General features: G+C 60.4%; 16 protein-coding genes. 4 read left to right on the top strand and 12 right to left on the bottom strand.

All coding sequences use genetic code 11. The features are described 5' to 3' along the window. Nucleotides 1-19: 19 nt before the first annotated feature. The 5 genes from L6963_RS07340 to L6963_RS07320 all read right to left on the bottom strand — a co-directional run bounded on the left by L6963_RS07340 (nt 20) and on the right by L6963_RS07320 (nt 6,762). On the bottom strand, nt 20-940 hold the full coding sequence (locus L6963_RS07340; RefSeq protein WP_237207261.1) for a dihydrodipicolinate synthase family protein: 921 nt from the start codon (nt 938-940) through the stop codon (nt 20-22). Between the two features lie 75 nt (nt 941-1,015). After that, entirely contained in the window at nt 1,016-1,882 is an 867-nt protein-coding gene (locus tag L6963_RS07335; protein ID WP_237207260.1) for an ATP-binding cassette domain-containing protein, read from the bottom strand. Then, a complete protein-coding gene (locus tag L6963_RS07330) occupies nt 1,879-3,972 on the bottom strand; it encodes a dipeptide/oligopeptide/nickel ABC transporter permease/ATP-binding protein (protein ID WP_237207259.1) in 2,094 nt (697 codons plus the stop codon). Before L6963_RS07330 ends, L6963_RS07335 begins: the two co-directional genes overlap by 4 nt. Nucleotides 3,973-3,974: 2 nt before the next feature. Then, on the bottom strand, nt 3,975-4,928 hold the full coding sequence (locus L6963_RS07325) for an ABC transporter permease (RefSeq protein WP_237207258.1): 954 nt from the start codon (nt 4,926-4,928) through the stop codon (nt 3,975-3,977). A 223-nt stretch (nt 4,929-5,151) separates the two neighbouring features. Continuing rightward, the gene (locus L6963_RS07320; RefSeq protein WP_237207257.1) at nt 5,152-6,762 is read right to left on the bottom strand and encodes an ABC transporter substrate-binding protein; all 1,611 of its coding nucleotides are present in this window, start codon (nt 6,760-6,762) and stop codon (nt 5,152-5,154) included. A 145-nt stretch (nt 6,763-6,907) separates the two neighbouring features. Between L6963_RS07320 and L6963_RS07315 the strand changes: the two genes are divergently transcribed. From L6963_RS07315 to L6963_RS07300, 4 genes are all read left to right on the top strand, one after another. Continuing rightward, a complete protein-coding gene (locus L6963_RS07315; RefSeq protein ID WP_237185149.1) occupies nt 6,908-7,714 on the top strand; it encodes a FadR/GntR family transcriptional regulator in 807 nt (268 codons plus the stop codon). A gap of 231 nt (nt 7,715-7,945) precedes the next feature. Further along, nucleotides 7,946-8,800: a MetQ/NlpA family ABC transporter substrate-binding protein gene (locus L6963_RS07310; protein WP_237199575.1), complete on the top strand. Its 855-nt coding sequence runs from the start codon at nt 7,946-7,948 to the stop codon at nt 8,798-8,800. A 189-nt stretch (nt 8,801-8,989) separates the two neighbouring features. Continuing rightward, nucleotides 8,990-10,042 carry a methionine ABC transporter ATP-binding protein gene (locus L6963_RS07305; protein WP_237207374.1) on the top strand — a complete coding sequence of 351 codons (1,053 nt, stop codon included), beginning with the start codon at nt 8,990-8,992 and terminating at the stop codon, nt 10,040-10,042. Nucleotides 10,043-10,101: 59 nt separating this feature from the next. After that, nucleotides 10,102-10,701: a methionine ABC transporter permease gene (locus tag L6963_RS07300; protein WP_185174719.1), complete on the top strand. Its 600-nt coding sequence runs from the start codon at nt 10,102-10,104 to the stop codon at nt 10,699-10,701. A gap of 235 nt (nt 10,702-10,936) precedes the next feature. Here the strand turns inward: L6963_RS07300 and L6963_RS07295 are convergent, their stop codons facing one another. From L6963_RS07295 to L6963_RS07265, 7 genes are all read right to left on the bottom strand, one after another. Further along, complete coding sequence (locus L6963_RS07295) at nt 10,937-11,209, bottom strand: type II toxin-antitoxin system RelE family toxin (protein WP_237196470.1); 273 nt, start codon at nt 11,207-11,209, stop codon at nt 10,937-10,939. A gap of 1 nt (nt 11,210) precedes the next feature. Further along, nucleotides 11,211-11,447 (bottom strand): type II toxin-antitoxin system RelB family antitoxin, encoded by a 237-nt coding sequence (gene relB, locus L6963_RS07290; protein ID WP_237188943.1) that lies wholly within the window; start codon nt 11,445-11,447, stop codon nt 11,211-11,213. A gap of 85 nt (nt 11,448-11,532) precedes the next feature. Then, complete coding sequence (locus tag L6963_RS07285) at nt 11,533-12,117, bottom strand: hypothetical protein (RefSeq protein WP_237207256.1); 585 nt, start codon at nt 12,115-12,117, stop codon at nt 11,533-11,535. A 27-nt stretch (nt 12,118-12,144) separates the two neighbouring features. After that, on the bottom strand, nt 12,145-12,885 hold the full coding sequence (locus L6963_RS07280) for an HAD family hydrolase (RefSeq protein ID WP_237207255.1): 741 nt from the start codon (nt 12,883-12,885) through the stop codon (nt 12,145-12,147). Between the two features lie 112 nt (nt 12,886-12,997). Continuing rightward, entirely contained in the window at nt 12,998-13,360 is a 363-nt protein-coding gene (locus L6963_RS07275; RefSeq protein ID WP_237207254.1) for a hypothetical protein, read from the bottom strand. 363 nt (nt 13,361-13,723) lie between these two features. Next, on the bottom strand, nt 13,724-14,095 hold the full coding sequence (locus L6963_RS07270) for a hypothetical protein (RefSeq protein WP_237197527.1): 372 nt from the start codon (nt 14,093-14,095) through the stop codon (nt 13,724-13,726). 37 nt (nt 14,096-14,132) lie between these two features. Beyond that, nucleotides 14,133-14,963, bottom strand: coding sequence for a hypothetical protein (locus L6963_RS07265; protein ID WP_237222434.1), 831 nt, complete (start codon nt 14,961-14,963; stop codon nt 14,133-14,135). Between the last annotated feature and the right edge of the window lie 283 nt (nt 14,964-15,246).

The raw sequence follows: 15,246 nt of genomic DNA, 5'->3' as shown, positions 1-15,246 counted from the left end.
CCTTTCTCAGGTGGAGGGGCTAGATGAGCCCGACTGATTCGACGATAGAGCGGATACGCTGGGTTTCGGTGTCGCAGAGGGTTTCCATGGGCTGGGACATGGTGTTGGAGTCAAGAACTCCCATGACCTGCAGGGCGGTTTTGAAGGCGCCAAGGCCTGCTGCACCGCCGGAGACGCTGGGGGTTTCGACAAAGACGATGTCGAAGAGTTTAGTCAGGCGGTCCTGTTCAGTGCGGGCGGTTTCCCAGTCGCCTGCGCGGGCGGCTTCGTAGAGACGCTTGTAGCCTGCGGGGTCGACGTTGCCGAGGCCGGGTACGAGGCCTGCGGCGCCTGAGAGCATGGCCCCGTCGCAGACGACTTCGTGGCCGGTGAAGGCTGCGAAACCGTCGATGTCGCGGGTGGCGAGGACCAGCTGGCGGAAGGAAACGTCGTCGCCTGAGGAGTCTTTAACACCGGCGATGACGCCTTCGCGGGCTAGCTTGGTGAGCAGGGGCAGCGGGAGCTTCTGCTTGGTGCGCACGGGTACGTCGTAGGCGAAGACGGGGACGTCGACAGCGTCGGCGATAGCGCGGAAGTGGCGTTCTTCTTCGAAGGCGTTGTCGATGGCGTAGAACTGGCTGGTGACCACGATGGCGTCACCACCGATAGCCAGCAGGCGCTGGGCTTCGTCGATGACGCGGGCGGTGGTCATGTCGTTGATACCGACGATGAGGGGGACCCGGCCGGCGATGGCGTCCACGCAGGTTGTGAGCACGGTTTCGCGTTCTTCGTTGGTCAGGTAGAGGACCTCGGATGAGGAGCCCAGGGCGAAGATGCCGTCTACTCCGCCGTCGATGAGGTGGTCGATGAGGCGGCGCAGGGAGGGAATATCGAGGGCACCGTCAGCGGTGCGGGGGGTGAGCAGGGGCGGGATGACGCCGGAGAAAGCGGGTGCGGTCATGGGGTGTTCTCCTTGGTTGGGTGGGGGCGGCGCGGTGGCTCGACTGTGAGGGGCCGCGCCGCCCGGGTGGGTGGTTTAGACGTGGAGCAGGGTGGGAGCTGCCCCGAGCAGGGTGCGGGTGTAATCCTGGCTGGGGGTATCGAAGACCTGTTCGGCGCTGCCTTCTTCGACGATCTTTCCCTTATTCATCACGCAGATACGGTCAGAGACGTAGCGGACGGTCTGAATGTCGTGGGAAATGAAGACCATGCCGAGGAAGAGCTCTTCCTTGAGGTCTGAGAGCAGGTTGAGCACCTGGGCGCGCACCGAGACGTCGAGGGCGCTGGTGGGTTCGTCGGCCACAATCACCTTGGGTTCCAGGGCCAGGGCGCGGGCGATGGCGACGCGCTGGCGCTGGCCGCCAGAGATCTGGGAGGGTAGGGCGTCCGCTGCTGAGGCGGGCAGGCCCACCAGGTGTAGGAGCTCACGGACGCGGCGGTCGCGCCCGGCCTTATCACCGATGCCGTGCACATCGAGGGGGTCCTTGAGGATGTCTTGCACGGTCATGCGGGGATTGAGGGCGGTGGAGGGGTCCTGGAAGACGATGGAGACGTCCGAACCGAACTCCTTACGCAGGGCCGCATTGCGCTTGAGAGCGCTCTTGCCCTTGAAGAGCACGTCGCCCCCGGTGGGCTTTTGCAGTCCCACGATGATGGAGGCCAGGGTGGACTTGCCACAGCCCGATTCGCCGACCAGGCCGATGGTTTCGCCGCGGCGGACGGCCAGGTTCACCCCGTCCACAGCTTTGACAATGTTGGGTTTGAAGATGCCGCCGGTGCGGGCCCGGTAGTGTACCTGCACGTCTTTGAGCTCAATGATGGGTTCGCTGACGCGGCGGACGGCGGCACGGCCGGTGGTGTTGAGCAGGTTTTCTGCTGTGGGGGTCACAGGCTGGGTGTTCATGCTGTCTCCTGTGAAGTAGTGGCGGGGGCCAGGTGGGAGGCCCAGTGGTGGTCGGTATCGCCGGGGACGGGGGTGAAGACCAGCTTCTGCTCGGGGTCAGCATCGGGGCGCTGGGAGCGGGGGGCGAAGCGGTCGCCGGTGGCGAAGTCGGAGGGGGAGGGCACGGTGCCGGGAATCTGGTAGAGGCGCTCTGAGCCGGATTCGATGGAGAGCACGGAGCCGAGCAGGCCCCGGGTGTACTCGTGCATGGGGTTGCTCAGGAGCTGGCTGGTGGCGCCTGCTTCTACGATTTGGCCGGCGTACATGACCGAGATGCGGTGGGCGACCTGGGCTACCAGGGCTAGGTCGTGGGATACGAAGATCATGGCGAAGCCCAGCTGTTCCCGCAGCTCGTTGAGGAGCTTAATGACCTCGGCTTGGACGGTGACGTCGAGGGCCGTGGTGGGCTCGTCGGCAATGACCAGCTTGGGGGAGCGGGAGAGGGCCATAGCGATGAGGACGCGCTGGCGCTGACCGCCGGAGAGCTCGTGGGGGTAGGAGGCCAGGGTGCGCTCGGGGTCGAGCTTGACCAGGCGCAGGAGCTCTTCGGGGCTCTTGCGGCCGCCGCGGCGGGTGAGCTGCTTCATCTGGTCCTTGATGAGCATGGAGGGGTTCAGCGAGCTCAGGGCGTCCTGGTAAACCATGGAAATCACCGAGCCGCGCAGCTTCTGGAAGTCTGCCTCTGAGGCTCCGACCAGTTCCTGGCCCTCAAAGAGCACGGAACCGGTGATTTTAGCCTTCTTATCGAGCAGGCCGATAATCGCCAGGGAGGTGATGGACTTACCCGAACCTGACTCACCTACCAGGCCCATGGTCTGGCCCTCGGTGACGGTGAAGGAGACACGATCGACGACCGGGGTGTCGCCGAAGCGTTCGGGGAAGTAGATGGAGAGGTCCTTGACTTCCAGGATGACACGGGCGGACGCATCCGCCTGCAGCCGGTCGGTACGGCGGGCTTCTGCCCCCTTGAGCTCTTCGAGCACACCTGCCAGGTTAGCTGCGGCGACGGCGTCCCTTTCGGCTGCCGAGCGGGAGCCAGCGTGCTTGACGGGCCCGCCCCAGGGGGTGGCGTCCTGCCCCTGTGCATCGGGGGAGGTGGCCGCGATGGACTTATCGTCGGCGGTGGAGGGCGCTGCGGTCAGGGCACCGGCGGTGGTGCCAGCGATAACGGAGGAGTCATCAATCTTGACCTTGCGGCGCAGCTTGGGGTTGACCATGGCGTCGGTCATACCCTCAGAGAGCACGTTGAGGGCCAGCACGGTCAGCAGAATGACGGCACCTGCGAAGGTGGTAGCCCACCAGCCGCCTGCCAGTACCAGGGCACGGCCGTCGGCAATGACGTTACCCCAGGAGGGGTTAGGCGGGCGCACACCGGCTGAGAGGAAGCTTAGGGATGCTTCGAGGATAATGGCGTCGGCGACCATGACGGTGGCGAAGACCAGCACGGGGGCGATGGTGTTGCGTACAACGTGCTTGAGCAGGATGTAGAAGCGGGGGGCTCCCATAACACGCTCGGCACGCACATAGTCTTCGTCCCAAGCGGCCAGCACCTGGGCACGGACCACACGGGCCAGCTGCGGGGTGTAGACCACGGCGATGGTGAAGATGATGGTGCCTACCGAGTTACCCAGGGAAGCCAGCAGGACGGCTGCCAGGGCGATGCCGGGGAAGGCCATGAGCACGTCCATGACGCGCATGATCAGCTCGGAGACGAACTTGGAGCTGGTCGCTGCCAGAGCACCGAGAATACCGCCCATGATGAGGGCCAGGGCAACGGCGCCCAGGCCGACCTGTAGGGAGGCGCGGGCACCGTACATAAGGCGGGAGAGGATGTCTCGGCCCTGCCGGTCGGTACCGAAGAGGTACTCGGAGTTGGGTGCACCGATGGGGGCACCGGTGGAGGCCAGCGGGTCATGGGGAGCCAGCCAGGGGGCGAAAATCGCGACCAGGGCGATGATGGCGAGGAAGCTGAGGGCGATTTTGGAGCCTGTGGGGAGCGCCCTGAATCGGATGCCTGGCGCTGAGAGGCGTTCTGCTAGTCCGCTACGCATGGTTAGACGCTCCTGATACGGGGGTTGATGAGTAGGTAGAGCAGGTCAACGATGATGTTGACGAGCACGAAGGTGACGGCGATGGTGAGCACGACGCCCTGAACCAGGTTGATGTCGTTGCCGGTGATACCGATGAAGATGAGGTTGCCCATGCCGTTGAGGGAGAAAATCATTTCGATGACCACGGCGCCGCCGAGCAGGTAGCCGATGCGCAGACCGAGCACGGTGACCGGGGTGATGAGGGCGTTGCGCAGCACGTTCTTGGTGATGACCTCGCGGCGGGGAACGCCGTTGCCGATGGCGGTGCGCACGTAGTCCTTGTCGAGTTCTTCAACCATGGAGGTACGGACGGTTCGGGTCAGCGATGCGCTAACCGGGATAGCGAGGGCCACCGCGGGCAGGAACATGTGGGAGAGCCAGGTGCCAAAGCCGCTTCCGGGAGGGGCGGAGCCGCCGGTGGGGAACCAGCCCAGGCCCAGGGCGAAGTACTGGATCATCAGAATACCCAGCCAGAAGGAGGGGGTAGCGATGGAGGCCATGGAGAGCACACGGATAATCTGGTCAGGCCAGCGGTCGCGGTAGAGGGCGGCGATGACGCCGAGAATCAGGGAGGCTACCGCAGCAATGAGCACGCCCAGGAAGGTCAGCTGCAAGGTGGTGGGGAAGGCTACCTTGATCTGGTCGATGACGGGCTGAGCCGGCGGAGTGGTCATGCCCAGGTCGAATCGGATAAGCCGGGAGAGGAAGGCGAAGTACTGGACGATGAGCGGGTCGTTGAGGCCCCGTGATTCTCGGTAGGCTTCTTTGGCTTCTTCTGAGGCTCCCTCACCCAGGGCGATGGTTGCGGGGTCGCCGGGGGTGAATTGCAGGATGACGAAGACCAAGATGGTGACGCCCAGAATCATGATGGGCAGGGCGATAAGGCGCCTGCCGAGCAGTCTGAGAAAGTTTGACACGGGTCTGGCTCCCTGAAGTTTTAGGACGGGGACGGGGCAGCTTGGGGGTGGATGGGCGCCCCGGTGGGGTTAGAGGTCTTGTGTGGGGCCCGGCACCTGCCCAGTAGAGGGCGGGCAGGTGCCGGGCGGGGTGTGAAAAGGGGGTGTGATGTGTGGAAATGGGGTTACCTTTTCACGGGTTACCGGCTGATCCAGCTGGGGGAGGTTGGGCCGGTGGAACCACCTAGGCCTGAGTGGTGCCTACGTTCTGGAAGGACAGGCCGGTGGTGGGAATGGGGGCGAAGTCGGTGAGGGTATCAGCCGACCAAGCGGTGGGCAGCTTGCGGTGGAAGAGGGGGTAGAGGGGGACGTTCTCTGCCACGATGTCGAAGATGCCCTTCCAGTCGGGGCTGTCTGATGCGACGGCCTTGGCCATGGCGTCCTGCAGCTGGGCGTATTCTTCGGTCGTTGACCAGCGGAAACGCTTCTCGGGCCAGGTGGCACCGCGGTACCACCAGGAGAGCAGCAGGTCGGGGTCGTTGCCGAAGACGGAGGGGTCACCGGGGGCTAGGACGACGTCGAAGTCGCCGGTGTCAACGTAGTCGGAGTAGAGGGATGAGCTCTGGGAGTCCTGCAGATTGACCTCGATACCGGCGTCCTTCAGGGATTCCTGAACCAGCTGGGAGCACTGCTTGACCCAATCATGGTCGGTGGTGCGCAGGGTGATGGAGAGGTTCTCGACCCCGGCGTCCTTAAGCAGCTGCTGGGCCTTGGCCTTGTCGTAGCTGTAGACGGTGGAGGCCTCGGTGTAGTCGGGGTGCTCCTTATGCAGGAAGGAGGTGGCTGCGGTGGCGTTGCCCAGCAGGCCGGTGGAGATAACCTTCTCGATGTCGATGGCGTAGAAGAGGGCCTGGCGTACTTCCTTCTTGTCGAAGGGGGCCTTGGCGCAGTTGAACATCATGAAGAGCAGGCCGAAAGACTGCACCGATTCAACGGTGACGCCGTTGGTGTTCTCCAGTACGGGGATGCTGTCGTAGGGCACGGACTCGATGGCCTGGACGCGCTGGGAGCTCATGGCGGTAACGCGGGCTGAGGACTCTACCAGGATCAGCCACTTCATGTTCTTAGCGAGAGCGGGGCGGGGGCCGTTGTAGTCGTCGAAACGCTCGAAGGCGATGTGGTCGCCCTTGGTGGCAGAGACGAACTTGTAGGGGCCGGAGCCGATGGGGTGGGCACCGAAGGCCTCGATGTCATCGGTTGCCGAAGCGGGCATGATGTTGACCAGGGCGATGCGGTCAGCAAAGAGGGGGAAGGGCTGATTGAGCTTGAACTCTACGGTGGCGTCATCTACAGCGGTGACGGTGTCGATGAAGTAGAGGAACTGGCTGAAGAGGGATTCTTCTGAGGTGTAGAGCTCGAAGGTGGAGACAACGTCTGTGGCGGTGACAGCTGCACCGTCGTGGAACTTAGCGCCCTCGCGCAGGGAGACCCGGTAGGTGGTCTCGTCAACGACCTCGGGGTCGCCGGTTGCCAGGGCGTTGTAGCGCGCGCGGGTAGCGGGGTCGAGGCCGTAGAGGCCCTCGAAGATGTGCATGTTGGCGGCGAAGGGGGCTGCGCCTGATGCCTGCGAGGGGTCGAAGGTGGTGGAGACGTCGTAGGCGATAGCGGCGGTGATGGTGCCGTCGTTGTTGGCACCTGCGGCGTTGCCGCTAGCGGACGAGTCGGTGGTGGTTGATGAGTTACCGCAGGCTGCGATGGAGGCGGCAAAGGCGGTGGCTGCGCTGATACCGCCGGCAATCTTGAAGAAGCCGCGACGTGAGGTGTCAAATTCCTTGACTCGGGTGAGCTGTGACATCGATGTCTCACTCCTTTAGGGGCTGCGCTCCGGGAAGGAGCGGGAGGTTGTCTAACTAAAGTGGAGGTAGGACGTCCTACCTATATCCTGTATAGTAGTGACGGACGTCTAACTTGGTCAAGCAGAAGATGTAAGAATCAGTAGTATGAACCACCACGACTCATTCACCAGCACCCCGGCAGGAGCCGCCCTGCCCTCCTTCCCGCCCCCGGCGTCCTCACTGAGCGCGGCCCAAAAACGCCAGCAGCAGCTGCAAAACGACATCATCGCCCTCATCTTCCGGCGCCAGCTGGGCCAGGGCGACCCCTTGCCCACCGAACAAGAGCTCATTGACGAGCTCGGGGTGGGCCGAAATTCCGTGCGAGAAGCCCTCAAGGTGCTTGAGGCCCTTGGTATTGTCGAGGTGCGCCACGGCTTTGGCACCTTCGTGGGCGGCAACGCCCTGACATCCATGGCCCGAGCCCTGAGTTTCCGGGGCCAACTAGCCCTCTACCACGGCGGCCAAGAAGCCCTCGAGCTGGTTGAAGTGCGCGAAGCCCTCGAAGTCGGTTTGTTACGCGCGGTCATCCCAGTCATTACCCCCGACGAACTGGCCAAAATCAAAGCCGCCTATGACGATATGGAAGCCAGCGTGCACAACGGCATCTGGCTGGCCGAATGCGACCAGCGCTTCCACGCCGCTATCTTCGAGCCTCTGGGCAACGAGCTGCTCTCCCGCATGCTCGATGTCTTCTGGCAGGTCTACAACAACATCTCTGGCGTGCTCGATACGGTAGCCCCCCTCGACGAGGGGCAAACCTGCACCCTGCTCGATGCCCACCGCAAGCTCTACGAGGCCATACGAGATAAGGACGCGGACGCCGCCACCCGGCTTATGAGTGAACATTTTGTGGGTATTCGCGCCCGCCTCACCTCCTGGCAGGCCAATTGGCTTGCAGAAAAAGAAAGCTGAACCCGGCCGTCCTTTTATGACGTTTTATGACGCCGTAACTTTTTGTTGCGGTCACACACGTGACATATGACCCAAAAAGAAGCCGTATTGAGGAGCGGTGGCGCCACAGTGTTCTAATAGAAGAGGCGTCTAGCCTGGACGCCCGAAACCACATCAGCACACAGCGCTAGAGACGGTGCCGCTGAATCGTGGCCGCATACACCACTTTTCTCAACAGAAAGATTCATAGCCGTGAAGAAATTTGTTGCCACCTTGGCTCTCGTACCCCTCGCATTCGGTCTTGCAGCCTGCGGCTCATCATCCAGCGACGACGTCGTCAAAATCGGCGTAGTAGGCACCGACCCCTCCAACGACAAGCTCGTCGAGGTCGCTAAGGCAGAGGGAATCAACATCGAAATCGTTGAATTCTCCGACTACACCCAGCCCAACCCCGCCCTGAGCTCCGGCGAAATCGACCTCAACTGGTTCCAGCACATCGCCTACCTCTCCAACTACAACGTAGAAGCTAACGACGACCTGCAGATCGTAGGCCCCACCGTTATCTACCCCATGGCGCTGTTCTCCAACAAGCACGACTCCATCTCAGCGCTGCCCCAGGGCGCTGAAATCGCAATCCCCAACGACACCGTCAACGAAGCACGCGCCCTGCTGCTGCTCGAAGCTAACGGCCTGGTCTCCTTCACCTCAGAAACCACCAGCCCCACCGTTGACGACGTCGACACCGCTGCTTCCAAGGTCACCGTCACCCCCGTCGACGCAGCCCAGACCGTGCTCGCCCTCGAATCCGTTGACGGCTCCGTCATCAACAACGACTTCCTCAAGGACGCCGGCCTGAACCCCAAGGACGCCCTGGCCCAGGACGACCCCGCTAATGAGTCAGCCCGCCCCTACGTCAACCTCTTCGTCTCCACCGCCGATAACGCCGACAACGAGACCTACAAGAAGATCGTAGAGCTCTACCACACCGAAGAAGTACAGGCAGTGGTACAGGAAGACACCCAGGGCACCGCAGTAGAAGTTACCACCGAGGTCTCCGAACTGCGCTCCACCCTGGCAACCCTCGAAGAGCAGAAGCGCAACGGCTAAAACACTAGGTGAAAGCTCACCCTTGAGCTAGCTCACGCACCCCCAACAGCGGCAGCCAACTGCGGTAGGCTAGACACTTCGGCCCCGTCCGGTGCCAGCTCTAGCCCCGCAAAGGCTGCCGCTGTGCGCATACCCCCAGCAGGTGCGTCCGCCCACAGCCACAGCAAGACCCCAACCGAAGAAGAAGACATGACCGAACAGCGACTACAGCCAACCGGGCCCCAGCCCATGGTCGTGCTGAACAACGTGACCAAAGAGTTCAAGGTCGGCAAAAAAACCGTCACCGCCGTCAACGGCGTAGACCTCACCATCAACAAGGGTGAAATCTTCGCCATCATCGGCTACTCCGGTGCCGGTAAATCAACTCTGGTTCGCCTAATCAACGGCCTAGAAGCCATCACCCAAGGCTCACTCACCGTCGACGGCTTTGAAATCGCAGGCAAACGCGAATCACAGCTGCGCCAGGTCCGTACCAACATCGGCATGATCTTCCAGCAGTTCAACCTCATGAACTCCCGCACCGTTGCCGGCAACGTCGAATTCCCCCTCATCATCGCAGGCTGGGACAAAGCCAAGCGCGCCGAACGCGTCGCCGAACTGCTCGACTTCGTAGGGCTCGCCGACAAGGCCAAAAACTACCCCGACCAGCTCTCAGGCGGCCAGAAGCAGCGCGTCGGTATCGCCCGCGCCCTCGCCACCTCACCCTCCCTGCTGCTCGCCGACGAATCCACCAGCGCCCTGGACCCCGAAACCACCGCTGAAGTGCTCGACCTGCTCAAAAAGGTCAACGCCGAGCTGGGTATCACCGTCATCGTCATCACCCACGAAATGGACGTCGTCTCAACCATCGCCGACCGCGTAGCCGTCATGGAAAACGGCCGAGTCGTCGAATCAGGCAACGTCTACGACGTATTCTCCAACCCCCAAACCGAAGTCGCCCGCCGCTTCGTCGGCACCACCGTCAAGTCCCTGCCCGTAGGCGACGAAGCTGCCGACCTCAAAGCCCGCCACAAGGGCTACCTCATCAACATCGAAATCACCGAAGGCAACAACGGCATCGGCAAGGTCCTCTCTTACCTGGGCTCCCGCAACGTCTCCTTCAACATCGTGCAGGGCGGCCTCGAAACCCTGCAAGGTAAGAGCTACGGCAACCTCACCCTCGAACTGCTGGGCGACGTCACCAGCCTCGACGCTGTGGTCGCTGAACTCAAGACCGTCACCCGCGTGCAGGAGGTACGCTAACCGTGGACTCAACCTTCGTCACCGACAAACTCATCCCCGCCCTTGGCGACACCCTCTACATGGTCTCACTGACCATGCTGGTCGCCGGCGCCCTGGGCATGATCTTCGGCCTGCTGCTCTACACCACCCGCCAGGGCAACATCCTGGCTAACCGCTTCGTCAACATCCTGCTGAACGTCGTGGTCAACGTGGTACGCCCTATCCCCTTCATCATCCTGCTCGCAGCCCTGGGCCCCCTAACCCAGATGGTGGTCGGCACCCGCCTGGGCGTCAACGCCGCAATCTTCGCCATGGTCTTCGGCGCAACCTTCGCTATCGCCCGCATCGTCGAGCAGAACATGGTATCGATTGACCCCGGTGTTATTGAGGCCGCCCGCGCCATGGGTGCCTCCAAGATGCGTATTCTCTTCACCGTCATGATCCCCGAAGCCCTCGGGCCCCTGATCCTGGGCTACACCTTCCTGGTCATCGGCGTGGTCGATATGTCAGCTATGGCCGGCTACATCGGCGGTGGCGGCCTGGGTAAGGTCGCCCTGGTGGACGGCTACCAGCGCTTCAACGAAGTCATCACCTGGTCGGTTGTCGCCGTCATTATTATTCTGGTGCAGCTCATCCAGCTGGTGGGCAACATGCTGGCCCGCAAGGTCATGCGCCGATAAGGCAGTACAGGGTGGGCTGGCAGGCATGCTTGCGTCTGCGACCCTCTCATTCCTCGCCTGGGGGCTCGTCATGATTCACGCCAGCCCCGAGCCAGCAGACGCCGCGCATGCCTGCCAGCCCCTTCTACTAAGTACCCCAGTTTTGGTGCAGATACCCCGGGTAAAAACGGGGGTACTCGCACAAAAACCGGGGTAGCTAAGGGCCGGTTCCCCGTCGGGAGCCGGCCCTAAATCTTTATAAATAAATCTTAGAACGATGGCCAACTTCAAGAGCCAGGATGATGAACTCGCCCTGATTGAAGTGGAGGATGACCCGGTAATTCCCAATCCGATAGCGCCAAAGCCCCGAGTAATTACCGGTAAGGGCCTTGCACTGGGCAACAGGCTCCGGTGACTCAGAAAGTCTCTCTAAAGTAGCCAGTATTCGTCGAGCTACCGGCTTATCTAGCTTTTTGAGGTCCTTGAGGAAGTCTGGGTCATAGCGAAGATTCCACTGTTCCGCGGCCATCTTAGAGACCTAGTTCAGCCCGGATTTCTGCGGTGCTGTAGGTTGCTCTTTCCCCTTTCTGGATAGCCTGGACCTTGGCGTGCAGCTGCGCTGCATGTTCAGCTTCAGCGATATGCTCTTCAATGATGCTCCGGGCACAATACGCCACAGAACGGTCAGACTCAGTAGCAAGTTTGCTGAGACGTTCCTTCAAGGAAGAGGGAATGCGGATGGTGAGGACGCTATCGGCAACAGTCATGTATTCATTGTATGACAGTGAATACATGAAAGAAATAGATTTAGCTAAGGGCCGGTTCCCCCTCGGGAGCCGGCCCTTTTGCTCTCTAGTCGTTTTTCTTGCCGCTAATCCAGGACGAGTCGTAGAGCCCTCCCACCCCCGGCCCGTTCCCGCCGTTTCGGCCAGAGCCGCGCTCAAGCTCCTGCTCGTAGAGACGCTCAGCAAAATCGGTGGGGCGCATGAGCCGCTCGTCATCCTCATCATCGTGGTCGGTGAACCGCGAGAGCGCAAAGATGCCGTACAGCAGGGCCGCAAAAAGCAGGAAGAAGAAGGCAAGCTCAGCCCACATAATCACGTAGTTACGGCGTAGCTCCGGGGTTGCGTCGCTGTAGATGGCAGGCACCACCAGAAAAGAAGCCACTGCCAGAATCACTGCCACGATAGTGAGGGAGTGTGGTAGCCAGTACCAGCGGCTGCGGGGCCGTTTGCCCTGCTGGGTGTCGGGGCCCGTCCGCGCCGGGCGGGCGGCGTCCTCTGACTCTAGCGGGGCGGACGCCTGCCCCGCCACCTGCTCCCCGGTAAAGGCCTGGGGCGGGAGGAAGTCGCGGTAGTAGGCGCGTTCGTCGTCGCTGAGGTCTTCGAGGCGGCGGCCGTAGCGGGAGGGGCGCGGGTTCTTCTCGGGGTCTATCACTGCTCATCCTTGAGAAGGTGGTGAGGGTTAGCGGTCGCGGTCGGGCAGGTGCCCTACCCAGGCGTCGAGTTGGGCGAGGAAGGCTGGGTCGGTGAAGGAGCTAAACCGCCCGATACCTGCTGTCAGTAGGGGAGCGGGGGTGGCCGCGTCCGGCTCGACCTGGTAAATCAGGCAGTTGGTGCCAGCTGCGGTTGCGGCGGTCGTACCGGTGACGGAGTCTTCCACGGTGAGGGCCTGCTCGGGGGCAAAGCCCAGACGGCGGGTTGCTTCGAGGTAGATGTCGGGGGCGGGCTTACCTTCTTCGACGTCGTGGAAGGAGACCCAGGTGTCCAGGTAGGGGGCGTAGCCGAAGTGGGTGAGTTTTTTGGTCAGCAGCTTGTCGCCGGAGTTGGACGCCACCGCCACGGGAATCTTGGCTGAGAGCAGCTGAATGGCTCTGAGAGCGCCGTCGATGGCGGTGACGCCGCGGTCGATGATGTCGAATTCGGTGGTGGTGATGGTGGTGTAGACGCTGTCGCGGAAGGCTTCGGGGGAGCCGTCGAATTCGGACGCCAGCGGGGTGAGGGCTGAGAGACGGTCGGCGAGGTCACCGGCGGAGACGCCGACGAGGGAGGCTTCGAGTTCGGGGGTGAGGTCTACCCGGTAGTGCTTGAACATTTCGGCCTGGATTTCGCCCCAGAGGGTTTCGGAGTCGAGCAGGACGCCGTCGCAGTCGAAGACAGCGCAGGCGGGGGCAAAATCGGTGGGGGCTGAGTGGAGTTCAAACATAGTTCTATGCTCTCATATTGGGGTGACTGCCTGCGAGGGCCTGGGGCGGACGCCGTGGGGCAAGGACGCGAGACGGTAGCAAGACCTAGCCCACACGCCACCGGCTCCGGGGCTAATCGCGAATTGGGAACCCCTCCAACTCAACAGCACGAGCCTCGTAGTTGCCAAAATCTAAGAAACTTACCCGAAAAGTCAAAGTCTCGCCTTTATGCCGGTTCAACTCATCCGCCAGATCCTGAGCACTATCAAACCCCTCATTCTGCATCTTCACAAAGATGATCAACCCGCACTCCTCAGTCTGGGTATTAACACCCTGCCGAGAAGAAGAAGACCGAAGACCACCCCCACCACTGGTAGCCTCAGCACTTACCACCGTGCAATCAATAGTGCGGTAAAAGTTGAGGTTAAAAATGTAATAACCGATTACCAGCACTATAAATGAGGCAAGTAAAGCTTTACCGATTTTTTTGCCCACGAGGGCCTAGAGCACCTTCCTGTTGCGTTGTCTTTTGAGGAGAATCACTATTTTTTGTTGGGGTAGGTTGAGTATTGCGTTTCTGGTCAAATTCTTTGTTCATAAAAGACACCCCCAGCTACTGACGCCGCTGATCATACACACCAGAAACATCCACAGAAGAAACCCCCGACAAATCCCCACTCAACACATCACGCCGAGAAAACATCACACCCTCCAAACGCTCAGGAATCAAAGCATCAATAGCCTCACCAGTCGACTTCTCAACCATACGCTACTAGTAGCACCCCAATCCATACTTCCGCCCAAGAGCGTCTGAGCCTTATGTGGCGTACTTATTCTGCTAGGGCCTTGGATGGGTCTTTATAGACGATACCCGTAACCCAGGGCGTAGTCTCCGCCCGCAGGTAGCTGAAACGGGGGAAATATCAGGGTCACTTGCTGCCCTTGATATTGATTCAGGTCATCAGCCATCTCTTGATAAGATTTCTTGGGCTCGATGGAATAGTCTACGTAGACCGTCCCGCACTCAAGAGTGTCGATTTTGAGTTCGGTACTTGATGTTGAGATTCCGCCTGTACCGCTGGAGCTGTTAAAAACTTCAGCTGATTCGATGGTGCACTGTTTGTCTATGGGGTGGGTTTGTCGGTATTTGTTCATAAGAGGGTAGCCACCAAAAACGATTGCCCCCAAGAATAGAGTAACAACTGAAAAAACAATTTCACGCTTAGACATTTTTCCTAACTCCAAAGAACTTATTCTTACGTTAAACCTATTCACCACTCATCCGAGGAGTTGCCGGCCGAACACCATCAGCACGCCGAGTGCTAAACTCACCAGCACCACCACCAACAGTAGATTTAACACCTTCTTTGAAGGCGTCGTCCCAGGTCAAATCTTTTTCCTGAGGAGTCACCACATAATTACCCACACCCACACCAAAATCAGCAAATCGATCAGCAGCAAAGGCAGTAACCGGCCTCAATGTTTTCTCCACCAATCCTGCATCAGGGTTAGCAGAGGAAAACACTTGCTGTCGTAGCGGCGTAATCCTTGGCGACACAACACCAACACCCACACCAGAAACCGTAGCACGAGCATACCCACCAGCAGTATGCTCCTTAAAATCACCCGTCGCATACGCCAAATTATTACTCGTCACATTCGTAGCAACACCTTGTACAGTCTGCCCAGACATAGACCTAGCAAACCCACCAACATCACCATAATGCGCAGCAAACTGCGAAAACTCATCAGCACGAGCACTCAAAGAAGCAGCCCTTTGACCAAACTGCTGAGCACGCCAAGAATTCATATACTTCATAGGGTTGTACCACGAAGCCCCAGAAGCTTTCTGAGCCAAAGCACCCGCCTTTGCCCCTACACGCTCAGCTTTTAAAGCAGTGCGCGTTGCTCTGCCAGCATTCATGAGTGAGCTTGCTTTACCAACTAGTGACACAGCAGCACCACCGACACCGCCGGCAACACCACCGATGACTGTATCTAAGCCAACCTTCTTCCAGTCCACAGTTCCATCCTCATTCTTATTCGTCAGGATAGAAAGACCACCAGAGAGCGCTGCTCCTGAAATTGCTCCTGCCACGATGAGCCCTACAGGGCCGGTTGCAGCGAGAGCTATTCCGCCTACGATAACGCCAACGCCTATGGCTAGGAGTGCAAGGCCATCTGCGTTTTTATTGGCCCAGTTGCCTAGTTGTCCACCTACCCGTGTCCAGGCTCTACCGCGAGTATCCTGCCGATACTCCCGAAACTCCCCCGCCGTCATCGGAGACAAACCCCACGGATCCACCAAACCCACCGGAGCAAAACCCACAAACGCATACACATTCGCAGACCAACCAGCACCCACCGGCGACACCAACGGA

This window comes from Rothia nasimurium, assembly GCF_928392795.1.
GTDB lineage: Bacteria > Actinomycetota > Actinomycetes > Actinomycetales > Micrococcaceae > Rothia > Rothia nasimurium_F.
Note: the sequence above shows the minus strand (reverse complement) of the source record. Positions and strands in the feature narration are given on the sequence as shown.